We start from the raw sequence: 20,838 nt of genomic DNA on the forward strand, positions 1-20,838 counted from the left end.
CTCATTTCATCGTTAATTCGACAGCGTGTGCAATACACGGAATCGTGTCACCTTGTTGGAAAGATAATGGCGATAATAACGCGCCAGTCGCGATAAGAAGGACGCGTTTATACTCGCCTTGCAGCATTTTCGCATATATTTCTGAGAAATAAACTGTAGATGAACAGCCTGCCCCGCTGGCCCCTGCAAAAAAGGAAGGATCCTCCCCGTAAAACTCTTCACCAGCATCACGGAAATTTTCCGTTACGTCGATTCCGTTATTAGACGCAAGGGTTTTATATAATTCGAAGCCAGTTTTACCAAGGTCGCCCGTCATTATGCAATCATAATCGGTTATTTTCGTACCATGCCCATCGAGATGTCTTTGAAGTGTATCTGCAGCAGCGGGCGCCATCGCTGCCCCCATATTAAGGGGGTCTGTCATCCCAAGATCAACGACACTTCCAATTGTTGCACAAACGATAGAAGGCATGCCTTTCTTGTTAGGTGTTACAGCTGCCACCCCAACTGCAGTAACCGTCCATTGTGAAGTTTCCGGCTTTTGCGAACCGTACTCAATTGGATAACGGAATTGACGTTCAACTGCATTATGCTGACTACCTGCGCCTGCGATTGCAATTTTAGAGAAGCCTGAGTCTGTTAATAAGGCTGCCGTAATAAGAGTTGATACGGACGTCGCACAAGCGGAAAACATTCCCATATAAGGAATCCCGACAGTAGCCGCACAAAAATTCGACGGTGTCATTTGATTGACGAGATCACCAATGAGTAAGAAATCCGCATCTTCAGGTACCGAGTCTACCTTACTTAACGCAATCATGCAGGCATCCTCCATCATTTTTGCGTGACCTTGTTCATTCGTCCCCGCACCTGATTGTTCTTCATCGTACATTTTGTCAAAAAGCGATACGAACGGACTTTTCTTTTCAAGTGGTCCAGCCGTGACACCAGTAGATGCAATGGAAGGGTTTGTTTTAAATGTTAGTAATCCTCGAGCTACCATGATACGACTCCTAGCTTAACAAGTATTGTTTTAATAAGTGCGACGACAAAAGCAGAAAAAACACCAAAAAGAATAACAGACCCCGCTAGTTTGAACATATTACCGCCCACACCAAGTACATAGCCTTCAGACTTATGTTCAATCGCTGCGGATACAACCGCATTACTGAATCCTGTAATCGGTACCGATCCACCTGCACCACCAATTTGACCAATTTTCTTATAAAACCCAAATCCGGTAAGCAACATTGCAAAAAATATCATTGTCGACACTGTTGGATTACTTGAAGTTCGTTCTGTAAAGTCAAAATACGTCATATAGAAGAGAGCTACAAATTGGCCGATAAGGCAAATGGTTCCGCCTACTAGAAAAGCCTTAATACAATTACGCAAATAAGGTGTTTTTGGAGAAATCTCTTTTTCCAATGCTGCATATTTTTTTTCATTCATCAGGTTTCTTCCTTTAATAACGATTTTATTTTCTTAATTCCTATGTCGAGTTTCTCTTGATCTTCCTTGACGATTAGTTTCTTTGTCTCCATTTTGATTTTACTATCGGCTGAAACTGTGATCGTTAAGTCAGGATACTTCTCTTTCAACTGCTTCTTAATGTCCTTTTCAATTTTCGTTTTATGAAATCTCGAAAAGGTTTTGGCTCTTACGCCGACAATCAATTCCTCTTCGAAAAACAGGACGACTGCTGATGCGAGACGATCATCGCTTGCCAACACATCCTTTACTTCCTGTTCATCCATAGCTGAATAGTTTTGTACTTCAAAGTCATTATCTATCAATGAGCAGCCAGAGACTAAAAATAAGATGATAAGCATGAGACCAATTTTTCGGATATGCGTCCCCTCCTTTGTTTTTACAGTATGCCTTTTTGAACTTCACTTTATTCATAACTGGTACATCCGCCCGATTCAATGGAACTTGAATGCATAAGTTAGTAAGAGTTAGAGAAAAGGGGGTGTAATTAATGGGATGTGGAAAAAATGAGGGAATTGAAGATACAAAACGTCGTCACGATTGTATTTGTGAAGTTGTACGATTCATCAAGCGTGTGCAGGATATTGGTACGGATGACGATTGCATAGAATGTGAAACGGATTGTTTCATGGCGCCTCTAGGTAGTATGGTAAGCCCGGTTCGTAATCAAATCAATACACGTGCATTCATGCTTTTAGATAAGCAGGGAGATGCTTTCAAAACACTTTACAAAAAGACTTTGCCAACGGGATCACCAACACCAAATCCTAGATGTGGCTATTCAGTATTTTTCAGAGTACAAAATATCTTTGACGGATGCTGTGCAACGTTACAGGTTCTTGAACCTCAACGTTTAGATGGTACGCCGGTTGACATTTACTGTGATGGTCATCTAAATCCGAACCTATTATGTGAAGTGAAAAAGTTTGGTAAAACAGATACTTGTATTACGGTTGACTTGGATTGCTTCTGTGGTATTCAATGTGTGATGGATACGTTCATCGACTTTTGTCCAGATAACTAATCGTTAAACCTACAATGCTTAGTCTGCATGGTCGGATATTCCGATCATGCAGACTTTAATTTTTTACACGATTAACAAAAGAGGCAAATCGGGTTTTCGCCGATTTGCCTCTTTTTTAATTTGATATGATGCCTTTCGTACCCTTAGCAGGTCATTTTCGATTCTTAGTTTTCGATAAACGGTTTCCCGCGCCAAAGTATTTCTTCAATCATGCCAACTTCGATCGCTACTTGTTGATCTTCCGTATCCGCTAGATTGACCCATACTGTTTCGCCTTCAACCTTATCGATTGTACCCGTCATTGTTTCATCCTCCAAAACAAATTGAAGGGGCTTATAGGCTTGTTGGCGAAAGGAATCACTTAGGTAAAGAACTCTTCGATGGATTGAAGGATCTGTTTGCTTTATAGGATCTGTTATATTTTTTTCTATACCTTCCTTCTCTTGCGCACCAATCTCAATCTCGTTGGTGGGTAGCGTTTCTTCGCCACTCATGACAAAAACTGAAGTGGACTCTTCTTCTGTAAACGTAACTTTTACATAAACAGGCGGTGCATGGACGAATAATAACGGTTCACTTCGTAAAATAATCAGCACATCCTTTTTGTTTTAGTATATGCGCCCGGTTTCTGCGTGGTTCATTATTACAATGGCAGTGGCTATCTCCAAAAAAAAACGATTTTCATCGGATTATAAATCTCCGATGAAAACCGTTGCTAAACCAAGATAAATAATGACACTGATGACGTCATTTAAAGTTGTGATGAAAGGGCCTGAAGCGACAGCTGGGTCAATTTTCATCTTGTGCATGAAGAGCGGGATGAAAGAACCCGAAATTGTCGCGACAAAAATGGATACGAAAATAGCTGCACCGACAAGAAGACCGATAATGAATTCATGTTTCCAAACGTAGATAAGACCGACAACAAATATCGCGCAGACAAGGCCTGTCATGAACCCTGTCCCGGCCTCTCGCAAAAGAAGCTTAAACTTACTTTCATCTTCAATGTCCCGTGTTGCAATACCGCGAACTGCAACAGCAAGTGCCTGCGTTCCACTATTTCCTGCAGTTCCTGCGATAAGAGGGATAAATGCTGCAAGAAGTGCTACTTGAGAAATTGTTTCAGTGAACAAATCGATAAGATTCGCTGTCAACATACCTAAAACTAACAAAATAATAAGCCATGGGAGTCTCTTTTTAGCCGCTGACAATGAATTTTTGTCGAATGTATCCATATTGGAAACACCAGCAAGTTTGGAGTAATCGTCAGATGCCTCTTCATCGAGAACATCGATAATATCGTCAACCGTAATAATTCCAAGTATATGTTGCTGGAAATCAACAACTGGCACAGCAAGGAAATTATAATCTTTAATCATACGTGCAACGTCTTCCTGATCTTCAGAAACAAGGACACTTACAATCCGCTCACTCATAATCGAACTAATTAATGTGTCCTCGTCCGCAATTATTAAATCGCGTAGCGATACAACACCCATTAAACGATTGCTATCATCCACTGCATAGACATAATAGATTGTTTCCGCTCCTGGCGCTTCATTGCGCAAAATGGTCATCGCAGATCGAACAGTAGAATTTTCAGGAATAGACACGTATTCTGTCGTCATAATCGAACCCGCTGTATACTCTTCATAGTGAAGGAGCGCTTTGATTTCTACAGCACGATCCTTATCCATCAATGTCAAGTAACTAACGACTTGTGCTTTGTCAAGTTCATTCAGGACATCTACCGCGTTATCCACAAACATAAAGGAAATCATATCTGCCGCATACGTCGTGTCCATCTCCTGAAGGAACTGTTCATAATCGTCATCGTCAATTTCACTTGTTTCAAAAACCTCTGCAAGTTCTTTTGGGGATAAAAAATGATACATCGTTTTCCGCAAGTTTAGTGTAACTTTTTCATAAAATCTTGCTCGATCATATGCATGAAGGTGCAAGTATTCATCTCGGAAAGATAGGATTGCCTGATTTTCCAATAGTTCGATCAACTTTTCTTCATCGAAATCAATTTCTTCGTTGTTTTCTTCATTCACAGTCATATCTGCACCTTCCTTTCCAATTTAGTATACATTGATGTGGCAAACAAGGAAATGCTATACTTACTTAACTATATTTTAAGGAGCGACTTACTATGAAATACGACGTAATTGGTGATATCCACGGTTGTTTTACAGAACTGATGCAGTTAATCTATAAACTTGGTTACTCGATGGACACGGGAATCCCAGTTCACCCTGATGGAAGGAAACTTGTGTTTGTCGGTGATGCAACCGATAGAGGACCTAATTCCCTGGACACATTACGATTACTTTTCAACATGCAAGACGCAGGAACGTTCTATTATTCCCCGGGAAATCATTGTAACAAACTCTATCGCTACGCAAAAGGCAATAAAGTACAACAAACACATGGACTCGAAACGACCGTCGCAGAACTTGATACGTTAACGCCTGAAAACCGGAAACTTTTTTTGAATCGTTACAGGTTATTTTATGAAGCGTTGCCATTATACGTGACACTTGAAGATCAACAACTCATCATCGCACATGCAGGTATTCGCGAAGAAATGATTGGTTCACCGGATTCAGAATCGATAAGAACGTTTGTTTTATATGGTGATATAACAGGTAAAAAAGCTGCCGATGGAAAACCGATACGACGGGACTGGGCTAAAGAGTACAAAGGAGATGCGTTTATTGTTTACGGTCATACCCCCGTAAAGGAAGCCCGTTTCAAAAACAACACCGTCAATATTGACACAGGTTGTGTATTTGGGGGGAAGCTTAGTGCATTCCGTTACCCTGAAATGACTACTCTTTCTGTCGCCTCTTTACAACCTTTCACACCAGAAAAGTTTACTGTATTCATATAATTCTAGAAAAAATTAATGAACTCATATCTAAGGGAACGTCACTTTCAAAACGTACCCGTTCCCCTGTTAACGGGTGGCTGAATTCAATTGCTGCACAGTGTAAGGCTTGACGGCCGATTAATGAAAGTTTACCGCCATACAGATCATCCCCAGCAAGCGGATGACCCGCCCACTGCATATGTACCCTTATTTGATGAGTTCTACCCGTCAGAAGGACAAGTGCAACTTTTGTCAATTGTTGGCCTTCTACAGTAAAACGATTAACGACATTTATTTCAGTTCGTGCAAGTTGTCCGTCATCCCGAACCATGCGCTCTATTATGCTACCTTCTTTTCTACCTATAGGAGCATCGATCATGAAGTTGCTTCTATCGACATGCCCTTCAACAATTGCGATATACTGCTTATGAAAACCGTCATGTATCATCTGCTGACTTAGCAAATGATGGATATGACGGTTTTTTGCGATACAGATTATGCCCGAAGTGTCTCGGTCAAGGCGTGTAACGACATGAACAGTCGCCGGTAGGCAATCTCGTGCAAATTTCCCTGCGACAAAATTTGCAACAGTGCCGTCAGGATGATCTCGCGAAGGGATTGTGCTTTGTCCTGGTGGTTTATCGATAATGATAAGCGCGTCGTCTTCATATAGGATGGTAAGCGGCCCTTCTGTCGCATGTAAGCCTATACTCGGTTGTTCTAACGGGAATAAGATTGTCACTTCATCTCCCGATTTCAATACATGACGTACATCTCTTTCAATTCCATTCACTAAGAGAAGTCCACCATCGTATTTTGTCGCCGTCAGTGTTCTTTTTGAGATTCCTTTCAAATGAAGAAATTCACGAAGACGCATCTCTGCTGCCTCTTCGTTTGCAACAAAGGTGAGTTTGAATCTCAAATCTTTACTCATCATCTCACACATCACTATCTATAAATGAATCGTGAACGCGTTTCCAAAATGGGAATGCTCTAAATCGGCCAAAGCGCACTCTTTCTTTCGAGACGATATATTCAATCGATTTTACATCCTTATGCAACAGTTGAAGGTGATCGACTGTGACCATGAAGTCTGGCGCTGTGACTGGTGTCAATACACATTTATGATGTGACGGTAACACAAGCGGCGCACCGACTGTCCTAAATACCCGATTGTTTATGGATGCCATTTCAGTTAACTGGATCGCAGGCAATGATGGATGAATGATTGCTCCACCAAGTGCTTTATTGTATGCAGTAGAACCTGATGGAGTCGACATACATAATCCGTCTCCACGAAAGCGTTCGAAATGTTCACCGTTTAGTTCGACATCCATGACGAGTGTCACTTCAGGCGATTTAACGGTCGATTCATTTAACGCAAGGTATGTGGTGCTTTGTGCGCCATTCTGATAGTTGATGGTCACATCTAGAAGTGGATACTCAATCACGTCGTATTCTTTACGCGCAATGGAAATGACAAGTTTTTCTATTTCAGCTGGTTTCCAGTCCGCGTAAAAACCAAGATGCCCAGTGTGAATACCTACAAATGCCGTGTCTTTTAAACGATGGCTATATTTATGGAAACCATGGAGCAATGTACCGTCCCCACCAATCGACAAGACCATATCAGGTTCTTCATCGTCGTATAGCAGCCCAAAATCCGTCAAATAATCCATAGCTTCTTTCATTAACTTGTTCGACAAGTCATCATTCCTTGATTGGATTGTAAATTTCATTTACTTCCTCCTCCCTTCTCTTTTTTTTGACTATATCCGCGTGTTGCATATTCTTTGAACGCACTGAAATACTGTTGCGCATCTTGAATTTCATCTCGAATAAGTGACATTTCTTCATCCAGACGAAATGCCGCTTCCGCCGCTTTTTCCAGTCTATGATTAATGGCAGGTGGCATTTCCCCCTCATATTTGTAATTCAGTGTATGTTCAATCGACGCCCAGAAATTCATGGCTAGTGTTCGAATCTGGATTTCAGCAAAAATCGTTTTTTCTCCGTCAATCGTTTGAACCGGATACTCGATAATGACGTGATAAGACCGGTAACCACTTGGTTTTTTGTTGGATATATAGTCTCGCTCTTCTATCACTTTCAAATCTTTTCGCTGTCGCAATATCTCGACAACTGTGCCAATATCATCCACAAATTGACACATCATTCGAAGACCCGCAATATCAGGCAGTTCCGCAGCGAGTTCTGCTGACGGTTCAAACGGAATCCCTTTCTCAAGTGTCTTGTCATATATGCTTGCTAGCGGTTTCACTCTGCCCGTCACAAATTCAATGGGCGTATGTATATCTTCAAGATTATACTGGGAACGTATCCCTTTTAACTTTATTTTCAATTCATCCACCGCTTGTTTATATGGTTCAAGAAACTGATTCCATTGTCTCATCGAGAGTCCTCCTAGCTGTTAGTCCACTTGCTGTAGTATTACGTTGAATGCCTGTTCAACCGCGGTAGAAAAAGCCTCTCCGTAATTATCATTGCCCTCTATATTGTAAATTAGCATCATCAGTTCTTCTTTAAATCCAACAAGGACCATTGATTCTTCCCCGTAAAAAAGTATGGGCTCTTTTTCTGCCTGAAGTGCTTTTACCATGTATGGCCATACATCTTGTTTGAAATATATGTGACTATACCCTATTTCTTCATCCAATAAATAAACGAATGAAACGTTATCCGAATCTGTTATCATTTTCCCGGCGGGCGTGCCAGTCGGTCGTTCTGCTGTATTTGGTAGTGAAAAACGAATTTCTTCACCGTTTTGAATACCTATTTCTACGTAATTTAAAGTATGCACAATTTACTCGTCCCTTCGTATGTCAATACGTTCAGTTTACCATATGAAACTCGGTCTTGCAGTCTGGACCATGCGTTTTTTACGATAAATTGGTATACTGGCTATAAGTGCAATCGTTCAGCATTCCCACGCCAAGCACTGGAGAGGACGGATCACGTTGGATACACAAGCAATACGTACACTAATGGAAATAAATGCACTCCAATCCCTCGGCTCTGTACAAACCTTAGCCGGTGAAAATAATATGTCTTCATCCATGTTTCAAGAAATGCTCGGCGAACTGATGAGGAATCCTTCTGTATCTGATTCATTGACATCCGTTTCATCGACTTTACTTGGAACTGCAACTAGCACAGATAGTTTACGTTATGATGGGCTTGCCAACATTTTCAAACCATCATCGCTTTCTTCAATTCTTTCAACCAAACAACCACCCGCTATTTCTTCCGGAAGCAGTACAGTGGACAATAACGAGTATGCTGCTATCATTCAGCAAGCTGCCGACAGGTATGACTTGCCAGGGAAACTCATATCCTCAGTTATTAGGCAAGAATCGAACTTTAATAGTGATGTTGTCAGTCACGCAGGTGCTGCGGGTCTAATGCAATTAATGCCTGGTACGGCTAAATTTCTTGGTGTAAAGAATAGTTTGGACCCCGCACAAAATGTTATGGGCGGTGCAAAGTATTTGAAACAAATGCTCACTCAATTCGATGGTAATATGGAACTTGCACTAGCGGCCTATAATGCAGGCCCTGGTAACGTAAAAAAGTATGGCGGCATCCCACCTTTTAAAGAGACACAGCAATATGTTGATAAAGTGCTCGGGTTTTACAAAGCATAGGCATATCCACTGCATGTAATTCTGTTTTATAAGCGGTTTATTTGTGAAAATAGTGATGGGTTGGTAGAATGTCAATACAGTCAGAGCAAAGGAGATTGACGTAAATGATTCGAAAACCTTTGATCCCTTTTGAGGAGATCGGTGCTGAAAAGTTGTCGGAACTTATCGACCAGTTTTATTCCAAAGTTGCCGTCCATCCAGACCTATACCCGATTTTTCCAGATGATCTGGCAGAAACGGCACGAAAACAAAAACAATTTCAAACACAATACTTAGGCGGACCTAATCTATATACAGAAGAACATGGACATCCCATGATGAAAGCACGTCATAATCCATTTCCCATAACACCTGCACGGGCAGATGCCTGGCTTTCATGTATGGCAGAAGCAATGGATGATGTCGGTTTGGAAGGAAATTTACGTGATATTTATTACAAACGCCTCGTCCTGACTGCCCGCCACATGGTGAACAGGAACGGGGAGGGGAATTCGTGAATCGATCATCCTTAATAGAAGAACCAATTAATCCTTCTGCATTCGCAAGACCGATTGAATTATATGTATTCATCGATCCTTTATGCACAGATTGCTGGTCATTACAGCCGCTACTACGTAAATTACAAGTGGAGTATGATCGTTACTTTACGCTTCGCATTGTATTACGTACATCCCTGCCTAGTATGAATTTACAATGTACACGCGATACTGAGTCAACGGATACATGTGACAAAGCCCATGCGGCTTTCCCATCGATTGCTGTCAAAGCCGCAGAATTCCAAGGAAAACGAGCAGGCTTTCGCTTCTTATCTAAAATGCTAGAGTATTCATTTTTGAAATCCAAAAACGTTTCATCATTTTCTATACTGCTAGAAATCGCAGAAACCCTAAATCTTGATATAGATGAATTTACAAGTGACTTTTCATCCAAAAATGTATTACGTTCCCTTCAAGTCGATTTGTATTTATCGAAGGAAATGGAAGTCGAACAAGCCCCGACATTCGTCTTCTTCAATGGTAATATCGAAGACGAAGGATTAAAAGTGGAAGGCTTATATGACTACTCGGTCTATAAGCAAATTCTAGAGGAACTAGTGGGGAAATCTTTAACGCCTGAACCACCGCCCAATCTAGAGAGCCTATTCCAACGTTTCGACACACTCGAAACAAAAGAAATCGCAACTTTTTACGGTCTATCCGAGAAGTCCGCAGAACGTGAGTTAAAAAAACGGCTACTCCAACAAAATGTCGAACGAATGGCATTCCAAGATGTGACTTTATGGCGTAAAAAACGAGGATAACTTTATCAAGCCTTTTCATTCACCTGGGATTTACTGGGGGATGGAGGGCTTTTTTTGTATCGGGAGTTGTTTTGATAGTTATGGGGGTGAGGGGTGCGGGATTTGATAGTGAGTTGTGTGGTTCGGTGTAGTTTTGTCGGATTGCAGTGGCAGTTTTTGTGGGCGTCCCTACAGTTTGATGATTTGTCCTTACAGTTTCATCTTTTGCCATGACAGTTTCGGAGGGCCATTACAGTTTCAGGGATTGTCCTTACAGTTTGACGAGTTCTCCTTACAGTTTCAACTTTTGCCATGACAGTTTCGGCGGGCCATTACAGTTTTAGGGATTGTCCTTACAGTTTGACGGGTTCCCCTTACAGTCTCATCTTTTGCCATGACAGTTTCAGCGGGCCATTACAGTTTTAGGGATTGTCCTTACAGATTGACGGGTTCCCCTTACAGTTCCGGCGACCGTCCTCGCAGTTTGTTGAATTGCCATTAACCTGTGTGACGGGTACTGACTTCGGCCCTATGCATCTTATTTTCTGCACGCAAAAAAGAGTCTATCTAAATCGATAGGCTCTCTAAACTTTATTCATGAGGAACTCTTTTATTTCCACTAATGTAGAATGTTGCAGTTGACTTACCTTTTTTTACAAGCGGCGACTTTGATAGGGCATAACGTGCTGCATTTGAATTTTTTAAACTTAAAAAGTCCCTGCATTCTTTATTTGTTATAGAACTTTTCACTAGGAGTAACCAATCTTTAATTCCATCATTAAATGGATCCAATACATCTTTTGAACAAAATTCACAATACCAAGTTTCACGGTTCTTCTTAATAAGAATACCATTGCAATGGTGACATAATAACCCTTTCCTTAAATCACTCGCATCAATATTAAAATATGAACATAGCGGAAAAGGATTGAATCTTTGCTGCTCATGTTGTATTTGACGTGAAATATTCTCTAATTCCGCCCCTGAAAAAATAACATTATCAGGTAGTAGGTTTTGTAAGTAGTATGGAATTTGTTTTTTATAAATGATCGGAAAATCATCAGGCGCGTCTTCCACAATCGTGTTTTGATTGGCTAAAACGATTAAACCTTGAGTTTTCAAGGAAATTCCATGTTGGCGAAACCACTCGTTCAAATTCAACTTATTTGTTTCAGTTTGATAAACAGGGCAATTGAGAACTGCTTCATCACCATTTTTAAGCGTCTGCTTGAGATGAGGGGGATTTTTTACAAATCTGACTGTATCCTTAAGATTTTTCACCTCAACGATTAATACATATCGCTCTGAAATTATCAACGTGTCAATTTCAAATGTATGATTCGAGGATATACTTAGGTGAACGTTCTTAAAAATATTAGTCATATATGGAAAATGTGTACGCTCGATATATAGATCGACATTACGTTCACCGGAGTAACCACTATTCGTTCGATAGAATTGATTTTTCAAATCCTGTACTCTTCGATGCGTAGGGGATAACCGGGCAATAAGGCGCGGAATACCATCGAGTAAAACAGGTCTATTTCTTTGGATTAATTTACTTATTTATTTCAGCCCCCTTCATGCGTTCAGATTATTCACATTAATTATACTTTAGAAAACAAAAACTGACAACACATTTTTACGATTAAATCGATTTTACTCAGAAGATACAGGGATTGTCCTTACAGTTTCTTCTTTTGCCATGACAGTTCCGGCGGGCCATTACAGTTTCGGGAATTGTCATTACAGTTTGATGAGTTCCCCTTACAGTTTCTTCTTTTGCCATGACAGTTCGCCCGAGCCATTACAGTTCCCGCAATTGCCCCTACAGTTCGATGAGTTCCCCTTACAGTTTCTTCTTTTGCCATGACAGTACACGCTATCCGGTACAGTTTCCGCAACCATGTCCTTTACATTCAGACAAAAGAAAAGAGCATGGACTCCTGGGGGGGAGTTCATGCTCTATTTCAAAGGGAATGGAAGAAATGTTCACGTTCAAACAAAAGGGGTGTATGTTTGGTATGTGATTTATTTCACATCCTTACTTTATCATAAAATAATAATAGCATCAACTATTCACAAAGAATTACACATAAATGACACAATCGTTTTAGTATAAGGCGCTATTTACATACAATCTTCTACTTCTGGTTAACTGTATTACAGGTTCTTCGGTATCACATGCTTAGAAAAGTCCTAAAAAAATCGTCCGCTAATATATAGCGGACGAAATTCATGTCAATTATTTATTTTTCAATATAAGAGATTCGAGTTCATTTAATTTTTCTTCGAAGACGCGGCATGCTTCTTCGATTGGCGCTGCACTTGTCATATCGACGCCGGCTTTTTTCAGTACTTCAATCGGATAATCGGATGAACCCGCTTTTAAGAAGTTATTTACATAACGTTCTACTGCCGGCTCCCCTTCTGTAAGTATCTGATTACTAAGTGCAACCGCTGCACTGTAGCCTGTTGCATATTGATATACATAATAATTATAGTAGAAATGAGGAATTCGGGCCCATTCCAAGCCGATTTCTTCATCAACAACAAGATTTTCACCAAAATACTTTTTGTTCAAAGCGTAATATTCTTCAGTTAGTTTTTCGGCAGTTAAGGCGACACCATCTTGGTCCAATTTGTGGATCAAATGCTCGAATTCAGCGAACATTGTTTGGCGAAAAACAGTTCCACGGAACCCGTCCAACCAATGATTTAATAAGTAGATACGTTTTTGTTCGTCATCAATCGTTTTCAATAAGTGATCATTTAAAATCGCTTCATTCACAGTAGATGCAACTTCTGCAACGAAAATGGAATAACCACTGTAGATGAATGGCTGGCTCTTACGTGAATAATAACTGTGCACACTATGGCCGAACTCATGCGCCAGTGTGAATAAGTTACTTACATTGTTTTGCCAGTTCATTAGAATATACGGGTTTGTCCCATATGCGCCCGATGAATAAGCACCTGAACGTTTGCCTTTGTTTTCGCGGACGTCCACCCAACGACTATCAAGCCCTTTTTTAACGATGGACACGTACTCTTCACCAAGTGGATGGAAACTTTCGAGCATTTTTTTACTTGCATCCTCATACGAAATCTTCATGTCGGCATCTTTAACAAGTGGTGCATAGAGATCCCACATATGAAGTTCATCCAGCGCAAATACTTTTTTTCGTAAAGCAACATAACGTTGCAGCAAATGAACATTTTTATTAATCGTCGTTACAAGGTTTTCATATACTTGTTCGGGTATATGGTTGTTTGACATTGCCGCTTCACGAGCTGAGCCGTAATTACGGATACGCGCGTTGACATTGTCACGCTTCACATTTCCGGATAATGTTGAAGCGAACGTGTTCTGAAACTGCCCATAAGTTGCGTACATAGCTTTGAATGCTTCTTCACGAACTTTCGTGTCGCTGCTTTCAAGGAAATTAATGAAACGACCGTGGGATAATTCTACTTCTTCTCCGTTTTCATCTTTCACAGTTGGGAATGTCAAATCCGCATTATTCAACATGCTGAACGTTTCGGCAGATTTACCAGTAACCTCCGATAATTGTGCTAGCAATGCCTCTTGCTCTGCCGGTAAAACATGAGGACGTTGTTTGTTGATTTCTTCAAATTCCTGTTTATAAAGACGTAGTTCTTCATATTCTTCTACAGTCTTATTCAACTCGGCTTCCTTGATTGACAGTAATTCCGGCAAGAAAAATGAAAGTGCAGTCGATGCTTTTACAAGCAACGTTTTTGCACGGCTATCCATTGCTTGATAGAAACTGTTTGTTGTGTCCTGATCTGTTTTCAAGTGCGAATATGTGTAGAGACGACGCAACCTTTCCGAAACGCTATCACGATATGTTAGCGCTTCAAATAACGCTTCTGCACCATTTCCAAGAGTCCCTTTAAAAGACTCGGCCTTACCTAAAAACGCTTCGATGTCGGCATATTCCTTATCCCACGCTTCGTCAGTTGCAAATATATCTTCAAGGCGCCATGTTTCCTCCACTTTTACTTCGTCACGTGTCAGTAATTTATTCTTTGTCTTCGTTGTCATCTGTTTTCCCCCTTCTCCCGCTATTTCGGGAAGCGAATCAATACTATTTTCTCAATTTTCATATCAATTTGCAAGGAATCTATCTGATATTAATTTGAAAATATTAATTTCATTAAAAGCTACATTTTCACGTGAAGAATTAATACCTATTGAGAGAAGAAAATTCCGGTAAGCAAGGCATGCTTGAATTTTTCTCTCAGAATTATTTTCTTGACAATCCATTAGTTTCCGAATAAGATTTTCCGTTAATTGATGGAAACCAATACCTTTCCTTCTTACAAAATAGACGATTGCTAATTGCCACTCACAATCATGTTCCTGAAATGCATCGGCAAATGGAACAGGTATTCCAACCCACGATGGAAGGTTTGTGGGTAGAAATCTTAGCTCGTAACATTTCCGTAAAAAGGGATCTCTTACTCCCCTTCTATTCAATAAAATACGGGACTGAAGAAAATCATTGCGCATGGAAGCAAAGAGCGCTGCATATCGTTCAAGTTCATCTTTCGATGGTGCATTTGGTTCTGCAAAAGGGAATGTTTGATAATGGATGGATAATGAGCGATGGATGCCTATGTAGCGTTTTCCTGCTACATGAATAAGACTACTGAAATAATGGAATCGTTTCGTCTGGGGATTAAAAGTGAGGAGAACAAGTTCTTCCGGGGACTTACGCATAAAGAATTGCTCATGAAACTTTGAAAAATGGAATACACCTACACCTTCGGCCAGTGTGTTGAATTTTGCTGGGGTTTGCAAAATCCAAATCGGTTCCATGTCAATACTTCGGTAACCGTCAGTCCTTGATATTACATCGGCTGTCGGTATTATACTACATTGGAATTCAATCGGTATTTTTGATATCTTGGTTGTGACAAGAAGATCAGGCCGTTGTGATACCATTTTCAAAAAAGGTTCCAATTGCACGGCACTTGAGTGCGTTTGAAAAAAAGAGAATAACAGCATCTTGCCTAGTAAATGTTCTTTTGACTCACCTTCAGAAAAATCGGCAACACAAGCAGTATCTTTTCGGTGAGCAAAGTGCGGGATATTAATATCCCCTATTTTTAACTGGACTTGCTCTTTACATTGGCAACAATAAAAGTCTTTTGTTCTTCGCCACTCTCTTAATTGTTCCCTTTTCATTTCAAGTGACAGGGTAATCGCATGACCTTCGAGTGTTTGTGCGGTTAGTATTTTTCTTCCCCTCCTTCTTAATCCAATATTACAAAAGTTCTAACTAAAATGCAACCAAAAAAACAGCAACTAATTAAAGTTGCTGTCTCTTAATGATTGTTTACTTTCCAAAATAATATTGTACGTTCGTAAATACATCGGAGTCCATGATGACGGTTCCGTATTCTTCAATACGATGAATGGTCATATTTGATGGTGTACCATATTCTGATAGCACGCTGAATAGGTCCGTTTTACGGGAATCATCCATCAATTCAGGATTAAATGTCATATGCAGGTAATACTTACCTTCATAAGAATGAAGCGAAGTTCCAACTTCGTAACCCATTACACGACTTGCAAGTGCAATGAGGTCATCGAATTCTGGAAAGACAAACATATTTTCGAGCCATTCAAATGTTTTCTCATCTGTTTCTTGCATGGAAGTTTCGTCATCTTCAAATACACTACTGCTTGGTTGGAACATTCTTTTTGTATCTTCAGGACCGAACGGAGAATCGAGTGGGTCGCCTTCTGGTGATAGTTGTGCCCGAGTTACAGTCACTTCAATTCCACCACTCATGGCGTGAACTTGTATCCATAATGGACCTTCCACTTCAAATTCAGCTTCATCGTTGACTTCGTCCATCATCTCCCAGAAGAGTTCTTCGCTTTTATCGCGATTATACCAAACTTCTTCACGTGTAAATCCACGTTCTTCAATATCGATATATGAGAGAAAAAACTTCACAGTATTTTCATTGATGCGCTCTATTTCCATCCCTTAATCTCTCCCTTCCTTTGGAAATGGCTTTCACCAATTCCTACTCTATTTTTTCCAAACGACCTACAATGCTTATACTTACTATATGACCGTCCGGCGAAATATGAAAGGGTTCTGCCTTAGGAAGTGTAACTTTAATAATACTAGCATTGTAGATAACATCCGTCGGGAAAGCAAGGGAAATATAAAAGCCGATAGGTTTTCGGCATTTTTCAATGTCTGTTCCTATCAGCTTTTTTAATCTTTATTATTAATTAACCATGCGACGTGCTTCCATTAGCTGATAGGCCCTTACTTTTCTAGGTAGGAATCGACGGATTTCATCTTCATTATACCCCACCTGTAGCCTTTTTTCATCTAGAATGATTGGTCTTCTCAAAAGTCCTGGATGCTCTTGTATTAGCTCATAGAGACGTTGAAGTGGCAGGCTTTCTACATCTACATTCAACTTTTGGAATATTTTTGAGCGTGTAGAAATAATTTCATCTGTACCATCTTCGGTCATACGTAGAATTTCTTTTATTTCATCAATATTTAGAGGTTCCGAAAAAATGTTACGTTCTGTATAGGGAATCTCATGTTCCTCCAACCATGCTTTAGCTTTTCTACATGATGTACAGCTTGGAGATGTGAATAATGTGACCATCATTGCTGACACTTCCTTTCAGTCGGCTTGATCGTTATGACTTCTATTTCAATATTAATTAGAATAATTTTAAACTGTGTTCTTATAGTACATATTATACACATAATCATTCTCAATGAATACACTTTTTTAAAATTATTTCACAAACAATTGTACACTGTCACAATTCGGCTATACTATTGACTTTATTACTATAGCAAGAAGTATTCCCTTATTCTTATCTGTTATACCCGGACATAAATTTTGTTAAACATCCCTTTGTTAATTCATTCATTTTCTCAATTAGAAAGCTAGAACAAAAAGAACTGTATGATTTCTTTCTGTACTATATAGTACGTTTGTTAGCTTCAAAAGGTTTCCACGCAAAAAAACCAGAAACAGGTAGATTCGTTTCTGGTTGGTCATTTATAGATGTTGAAAAAGAGAATTTCATTGAATTCGCAGCGAAGCTCAGAAATGACTTTGACTCCCCCTTTTAAGGAGCCTTCACTTCGTTTTCATGGGTAATTAAATCCTGTCAGGGTTTGTAAGTAACGCCCGATGTATAACTGTTACCCGCATTCCATAGTAAATACTCATCGATGCCATTATCTTTTAATCCTTTGATTTGCGCATTGACTTCCTTTTTTCCGTAGCGTAAATAATTTCCAGAGCCAAGCCAAGGTGCACTGAAGTCTTGGATCCAAGGCCTTGATTCGGGCGCATTTTCCAGTTCAGCCAGTTTGGCATTTTCGACTTTTGCATATTCGGAGACAAGTTTATAGGGTTCTAGATCTGGTTTTGCGATTCCAAAATACGACGTCCAATGACTAGGATAGATCATTGAAGAAATCACATCTACATTATCTGCTATCCTCGTGAAGTTTTGACCAATTCCAGGTGCTTCAGGAAGTGTTGCAGCGTACCCGAAAATGTCCACGGAGACATCTACGCCATATGGCTTCAATTGTTCACTGGCGTAAGCTACAAAGTCTGTTACGGCCTCTACACGCCGTTGTACAGGGTCTAGCTCAGATTCTCCATATTTACCAAAAGTGTATTCCAAAGTGTCGCTACGGTTTTCAAAACCTTCAGGGAAACGGACGTAGTCGAACTGAATTTCTTGGAAGCCCATTTTTGCAGCTTCAATTGCTATGTCCACGTTGTGATCCCAAACTTCTTTCATGAATGGATTCACAAATGATTCTCCGCGTCCATTTTTCCAAATAGAATTCCCATCCATGTAAGAAAGTTCAGGACGTTTTTCAGCAAGTACACTGTCTTTGAAAACAACGATACGTGCAATCGGGTAAATCTTCTTCTCTTCTAATGTTTTAAGCATAGCTATCGGATCTTTGATATAGTTTTTTCCAATATCCATTGCTTTTAGCGGAGAATCATCTGCTGGTTTATATGTAATATTTCCGTAATCATCTTTAATATCAATAACCATTGCATTCAAATCTGTTGTATCCATAAGGTCCACAAGTTTTGCAAAACGGGCCCCTCCTGCGGAATGACCTGTTACATAGACACCGCGCACTGCATCTGGGTAGTCAAATGTTAAACCTGAATCATATTTATATAATGCTGATGCAGCTACACTATTTTCATCAATTGCTTGAAATCCATATGTACGTCCTGCGAAATCTTCAACCTTTGCATCATCTTCAGCGTGCGCAATAACCGGAACGGTAAGAATCGTCGCAATTGTTGCAGCTGATATCCATTTTATAATATTCATGCAAGCATCGTCCTTCCTTTTCACTCATTCTATCAAACTGAACAATTGAATAATAGCGAAATGCATAACAAAACCGATTTTCTTGTCGAAAACCGGTTTTGTTATTTGGTCATATTAAGCCTTTTTGAATGAATCGAACTCGCGTTGAGAGCAGAGGACAAAATGTCCTGGTGTTACTTCACGCATTGTCACTTCTTCATCATCAAGGTATTTATGGGATTTCGGGTCGTACCCCTTCCTTACGCGGTTCCGTTCATAATTGGGATCCGGTAGAGGAATTGCAGAAAGTAAGGATTGTGTATACGGATGGAGAGGTGCCGTGTATAGGGTTTCAGCAGGTCCGATTTCAACCAATTTGCCGAAATACATAACTCCAATCCGGTCGGAAATATATTTTACCATCGACAAATCATGTGCGATGAATAAATATGTTAATCCTTTTTCTTCTTGGAGCTCTTTCAATAAGTTAACAACTTGCGCTTGAATAGAAACGTCCAACGCAGAAATCGGTTCATCTGCAATGATGAATTCAGGTTCAACAGCAAGTGCACGCGCAATTCCTAAACGTTGACGCTGTCCACCCGAGAATTCATGTGGATAACGATTGGCGTGTTCGCGGTTCAAGCCTACCGTTTCAAGTAGCTCATTAACACGTGCTGTTCGTTCTTTAGTACCTTTCACAAGTCCGTGGATATCAAGCCCTTCAGCGATGATATCAAGTACTTTCATACGCGGATTCAATGATGCATACGGGTCCTGGAAAATCATTTGCATCTTACGGTTGAACATTTTTAGGTCTTTCTTCGATTTTTTATTGTGGACATCGATGCCATCATAGATGACTTCCCCGCCCGTTGCATTATAAAGACGGATGATTGTACGACCTGTTGTTGATTTACCGCAACCCGATTCACCAACCAAACCTAATGTTTCACCTTTGTAAATGTCAAATGTAATATCGTCAACGGCACGAACTTCATTCTTTTTTCCTTCATTAAAATATTGTTTCAAGTTTTTAATCTCAAGTAACTTTTTAGCCATTAGTTCGCACCTCCTGCATTACCCGTATAATACCGACTGCCAGGAAAAGTTTTCATACGCTCTACGATGCCGACAGGTGGATCCACTTGAGGCGCATCGGGATGAAGCAACCATGTCGCAGCATAGTGAGTATCGCTTACTTTAAACATTGGCGGCGTTTGTTCCAAATCTATTTTCAGTGCATATTCACTTCGTAGGGCAAATGCATCCCCTTTAGGCGGCGCCAATAAGTCAGGCGGCGTTCCGGGAATCGCGTAGAGTTTGTCCTCAGCCGCATCTAATGAAGGCATAGAACTTAAAAGTCCCCATGTATATGGATGTTGCGGATTGTAGAATATCTCGTCTACTGTTCCTACTTCAACAATTTGTCCACCATACATAACAGCAACGCGATCTGCTACGTTCGCTACAACCCCAAGGTCATGCGTGATGAAAATGATGGATGTATCAATCTTTTGTTGCAAGTCTTTCATTAGTTCCAAAATTTGTCCTTGAATGGTAACGTCAAGTGCGGTTGTCGGTTCATCCGCAATTAACAGCTTTGGATTACATGCAAGTGCTACTGCAATAACAATACGTTGGCGCTGTCCTCCAGAGAATTGGTGGGGGTATTGTTTCATCCGTAATTCCGGTTTCGGCATCCCAACAAGACCTAGAAGTTCAATGGACTTTTTCCGAGCGTCCGCTTTACTAAGTTTTTGGTGTTTTAATAACGGCTCCATAATTTGTCTTCCGATTGGCATTGTGGGATTGAGTGAAGTCATCGGATCTTGGAAGATCATTGAAATATCTTTCCCACGTACTTTTTGCATTTCTTTTTCAGAGATTTTAAGAAGATCTTTACCGCCGAATAAAATCTCGCCATTTTTAAATTCAGTACTAGACTCTGGAAGAAGACGCATTATCGATTTAGTCGTTACCGATTTACCCGAGCCGGATTCACCGACAATCGCCAGCGTTTCTCCTTTGTTCACTTCAAAGTTCACGCCTCTAATTGCTTTCACTTCACCTGCAAATGTGTGGAAGGAAAGCTCCAGGTTTTTCACTTCAATTACTTTTTCCATT

The 20,838-nt window shown here is 40.3% G+C and carries 22 protein-coding genes; 5 read left to right on the forward strand and 17 right to left on the reverse strand.

What is annotated here, in order from left to right:
- Position 1 precedes the first annotated feature (1 nt).
- The 3 genes from FILTAD_RS08060 to FILTAD_RS08070 are packed head-to-tail and all read right to left on the reverse strand — an operon-like array spanning position 2 to position 1,832.
- The gene (locus FILTAD_RS08060) at positions 2 to 1,003 is read right to left on the reverse strand and encodes a beta-ketoacyl-[acyl-carrier-protein] synthase family protein (protein ID WP_124069971.1); all 1,002 of its coding nucleotides are present in this window, start codon (positions 1,001 to 1,003) and stop codon (positions 2 to 4) included.
- Positions 997 to 1,452 (reverse strand): stage V sporulation protein AC, encoded by a 456-nt coding sequence (gene spoVAC / locus FILTAD_RS08065; RefSeq protein ID WP_124069972.1) that lies wholly within the window; start codon positions 1,450 to 1,452, stop codon positions 997 to 999. The genes FILTAD_RS08060 and spoVAC overlap by 7 nt, the downstream gene beginning before the upstream one ends.
- Positions 1,452 to 1,832, reverse strand: a complete 381-nt coding sequence (locus tag FILTAD_RS08070) for a hypothetical protein (RefSeq protein WP_124069973.1) — start codon at positions 1,830 to 1,832, stop codon at positions 1,452 to 1,454. The genes spoVAC and FILTAD_RS08070 overlap by 1 nt, the downstream gene beginning before the upstream one ends.
- Before the next feature lie 149 nt (positions 1,833 to 1,981).
- On the opposite strand from FILTAD_RS08070, the gene FILTAD_RS08075 reads away from it, so the two are divergent.
- Positions 1,982 to 2,515 carry a CotY/CotZ family spore coat protein gene (locus FILTAD_RS08075; protein WP_124069974.1) on the forward strand — a complete coding sequence of 178 codons (534 nt, stop codon included), beginning with the start codon at positions 1,982 to 1,984 and terminating at the stop codon, positions 2,513 to 2,515.
- 164 nt (positions 2,516 to 2,679) lie between these two features.
- On the opposite strand, the gene FILTAD_RS08080 is transcribed toward FILTAD_RS08075, so the two are convergent.
- The gene (locus FILTAD_RS08080) at positions 2,680 to 3,111 is read right to left on the reverse strand and encodes a hypothetical protein (protein WP_124069975.1); all 432 of its coding nucleotides are present in this window, start codon (positions 3,109 to 3,111) and stop codon (positions 2,680 to 2,682) included.
- A 93-nt stretch (positions 3,112 to 3,204) separates the two neighbouring features.
- Positions 3,205 to 4,578, reverse strand: a complete 1,374-nt coding sequence (gene mgtE, locus FILTAD_RS08085) for a magnesium transporter (protein WP_124069976.1) — start codon at positions 4,576 to 4,578, stop codon at positions 3,205 to 3,207.
- A 92-nt stretch (positions 4,579 to 4,670) separates the two neighbouring features.
- On the opposite strand from mgtE, the gene prpE reads away from it, so the two are divergent.
- Complete coding sequence (prpE, locus tag FILTAD_RS08090) at positions 4,671 to 5,411, forward strand: bis(5'-nucleosyl)-tetraphosphatase PrpE (protein WP_124069977.1); 741 nt, start codon at positions 4,671 to 4,673, stop codon at positions 5,409 to 5,411.
- Here prpE and FILTAD_RS08095 read toward each other — a convergent pair.
- The 4 genes from FILTAD_RS08095 to FILTAD_RS08110 are packed head-to-tail and all read right to left on the reverse strand — an operon-like array spanning position 5,404 to position 8,211.
- Positions 5,404 to 6,327, reverse strand: coding sequence for an RluA family pseudouridine synthase (locus FILTAD_RS08095; RefSeq protein WP_345788890.1), 924 nt, complete (start codon positions 6,325 to 6,327; stop codon positions 5,404 to 5,406). The genes prpE and FILTAD_RS08095 overlap by 8 nt on opposite strands.
- A gap of 1 nt (position 6,328) precedes the next feature.
- Positions 6,329 to 7,129, reverse strand: coding sequence for an NAD kinase (locus tag FILTAD_RS08100; protein ID WP_124069979.1), 801 nt, complete (start codon positions 7,127 to 7,129; stop codon positions 6,329 to 6,331).
- On the reverse strand, positions 7,126 to 7,803 hold the full coding sequence (gene yjbM, locus FILTAD_RS08105; protein WP_124069980.1) for a GTP diphosphokinase: 678 nt from the start codon (positions 7,801 to 7,803) through the stop codon (positions 7,126 to 7,128). Before yjbM ends, FILTAD_RS08100 begins: the two co-directional genes overlap by 4 nt.
- 18 nt (positions 7,804 to 7,821) lie before the next feature.
- The gene (locus FILTAD_RS08110) at positions 7,822 to 8,211 is read right to left on the reverse strand and encodes a UPF0738 family protein (protein ID WP_238988190.1); all 390 of its coding nucleotides are present in this window, start codon (positions 8,209 to 8,211) and stop codon (positions 7,822 to 7,824) included.
- A gap of 157 nt (positions 8,212 to 8,368) precedes the next feature.
- On the opposite strand from FILTAD_RS08110, the gene FILTAD_RS16190 reads away from it, so the two are divergent.
- The 3 genes from FILTAD_RS16190 to FILTAD_RS08125 all read left to right on the forward strand — a co-directional run bounded on the left by FILTAD_RS16190 (position 8,369) and on the right by FILTAD_RS08125 (position 10,355).
- Positions 8,369 to 9,055 carry a lytic transglycosylase domain-containing protein gene (locus tag FILTAD_RS16190; protein ID WP_238988191.1) on the forward strand — a complete coding sequence of 229 codons (687 nt, stop codon included), beginning with the start codon at positions 8,369 to 8,371 and terminating at the stop codon, positions 9,053 to 9,055.
- A 104-nt stretch (positions 9,056 to 9,159) separates the two neighbouring features.
- Entirely contained in the window at positions 9,160 to 9,552 is a 393-nt protein-coding gene (locus FILTAD_RS08120) for a globin domain-containing protein (RefSeq protein WP_124069981.1), read from the forward strand.
- Entirely contained in the window at positions 9,549 to 10,355 is an 807-nt protein-coding gene (locus FILTAD_RS08125) for a DsbA family protein (protein ID WP_124069982.1), read from the forward strand. The genes FILTAD_RS08120 and FILTAD_RS08125 overlap by 4 nt, the downstream gene beginning before the upstream one ends.
- Positions 10,356 to 10,925: 570 nt before the next feature.
- Here FILTAD_RS08125 and FILTAD_RS08130 read toward each other — a convergent pair.
- The 8 genes from FILTAD_RS08130 to FILTAD_RS08165 form a co-directional block, all read right to left on the reverse strand.
- Positions 10,926 to 11,804 carry a nuclease-related domain-containing protein gene (locus FILTAD_RS08130; protein WP_160117585.1) on the reverse strand — a complete coding sequence of 293 codons (879 nt, stop codon included), beginning with the start codon at positions 11,802 to 11,804 and terminating at the stop codon, positions 10,926 to 10,928.
- Between the two features lie 775 nt (positions 11,805 to 12,579).
- The gene (gene pepF, locus FILTAD_RS08135) at positions 12,580 to 14,403 is read right to left on the reverse strand and encodes an oligoendopeptidase F (protein WP_124069984.1); all 1,824 of its coding nucleotides are present in this window, start codon (positions 14,401 to 14,403) and stop codon (positions 12,580 to 12,582) included.
- 63 nt (positions 14,404 to 14,466) lie between these two features.
- Positions 14,467 to 15,549, reverse strand: coding sequence for a competence protein CoiA (locus FILTAD_RS08140; protein WP_238988192.1), 1,083 nt, complete (start codon positions 15,547 to 15,549; stop codon positions 14,467 to 14,469).
- 151 nt (positions 15,550 to 15,700) lie between these two features.
- Entirely contained in the window at positions 15,701 to 16,360 is a 660-nt protein-coding gene (gene mecA, locus FILTAD_RS08145; protein ID WP_124069986.1) for an adaptor protein MecA, read from the reverse strand.
- Between the two features lie 253 nt (positions 16,361 to 16,613).
- Positions 16,614 to 17,009: a transcriptional regulator SpxA gene (gene spxA / locus FILTAD_RS08150; RefSeq protein ID WP_203229680.1), complete on the reverse strand. Its 396-nt coding sequence runs from the start codon at positions 17,007 to 17,009 to the stop codon at positions 16,614 to 16,616.
- A 517-nt stretch (positions 17,010 to 17,526) separates the two neighbouring features.
- A complete protein-coding gene (locus FILTAD_RS08155) occupies positions 17,527 to 18,732 on the reverse strand; it encodes a putative glycoside hydrolase (protein ID WP_124069987.1) in 1,206 nt (401 codons plus the stop codon).
- A gap of 114 nt (positions 18,733 to 18,846) precedes the next feature.
- Positions 18,847 to 19,773: an ABC transporter ATP-binding protein gene (locus FILTAD_RS08160; RefSeq protein ID WP_124069988.1), complete on the reverse strand. Its 927-nt coding sequence runs from the start codon at positions 19,771 to 19,773 to the stop codon at positions 18,847 to 18,849.
- On the reverse strand, positions 19,773 to 20,837 hold the full coding sequence (locus tag FILTAD_RS08165) for an ABC transporter ATP-binding protein (RefSeq protein ID WP_124069989.1): 1,065 nt from the start codon (positions 20,835 to 20,837) through the stop codon (positions 19,773 to 19,775). The genes FILTAD_RS08160 and FILTAD_RS08165 overlap by 1 nt, the downstream gene beginning before the upstream one ends.
- Between the last annotated feature and the right edge of the window lies 1 nt (position 20,838).

This window comes from Filibacter tadaridae (genome assembly GCF_900609045.1).
Lineage (GTDB): Bacteria > Bacillota > Bacilli > Bacillales_A > Planococcaceae > Sporosarcina > Sporosarcina tadaridae.

Coding starts and splice junctions, on each gene's coding strand:
- prpE (WP_124069977.1), top strand. CDS start 4,671: ATGAAATACGACGTAATTGGTGATATCCACGGTTGTTTTACAGAACTG.
- FILTAD_RS08140 (WP_238988192.1), bottom strand. CDS start 15,549: ATGAAAAGGGAACAATTAAGAGAGTGGCGAAGAACAAAAGACTTTTAT.
- FILTAD_RS08160 (WP_124069988.1), bottom strand. CDS start 19,773: ATGGCTAAAAAGTTACTTGAGATTAAAAACTTGAAACAATATTTTAAT.
- FILTAD_RS08120 (WP_124069981.1), top strand. CDS start 9,160: ATGATTCGAAAACCTTTGATCCCTTTTGAGGAGATCGGTGCTGAAAAG.
- FILTAD_RS08095 (WP_345788890.1), bottom strand. CDS start 6,327: ATGATGAGTAAAGATTTGAGATTCAAACTCACCTTTGTTGCAAACGAA.
- mecA (WP_124069986.1), bottom strand. CDS start 16,360: ATGGAAATAGAGCGCATCAATGAAAATACTGTGAAGTTTTTTCTCTCA.
- FILTAD_RS08100 (WP_124069979.1), bottom strand. CDS start 7,129: ATGAAATTTACAATCCAATCAAGGAATGATGACTTGTCGAACAAGTTA.
- FILTAD_RS08060 (WP_124069971.1), bottom strand. CDS start 1,003: ATGGTAGCTCGAGGATTACTAACATTTAAAACAAACCCTTCCATTGCA.
- pepF (WP_124069984.1), bottom strand. CDS start 14,403: ATGACAACGAAGACAAAGAATAAATTACTGACACGTGACGAAGTAAAA.
- mgtE (WP_124069976.1), bottom strand. CDS start 4,578: ATGACTGTGAATGAAGAAAACAACGAAGAAATTGATTTCGATGAAGAA.
- FILTAD_RS08155 (WP_124069987.1), bottom strand. CDS start 18,732: ATGAATATTATAAAATGGATATCAGCTGCAACAATTGCGACGATTCTT.
- yjbM (WP_124069980.1), bottom strand. CDS start 7,803: ATGAGACAATGGAATCAGTTTCTTGAACCATATAAACAAGCGGTGGAT.
- spxA (WP_203229680.1), bottom strand. CDS start 17,009: ATGGTCACATTATTCACATCTCCAAGCTGTACATCATGTAGAAAAGCT.
- FILTAD_RS08075 (WP_124069974.1), top strand. CDS start 1,982: ATGGGATGTGGAAAAAATGAGGGAATTGAAGATACAAAACGTCGTCAC.
- FILTAD_RS08070 (WP_124069973.1), bottom strand. CDS start 1,832: ATGCTTATCATCTTATTTTTAGTCTCTGGCTGCTCATTGATAGATAAT.
- spoVAC (WP_124069972.1), bottom strand. CDS start 1,452: ATGAATGAAAAAAAATATGCAGCATTGGAAAAAGAGATTTCTCCAAAA.
- FILTAD_RS08165 (WP_124069989.1), bottom strand. CDS start 20,837: ATGGAAAAAGTAATTGAAGTGAAAAACCTGGAGCTTTCCTTCCACACA.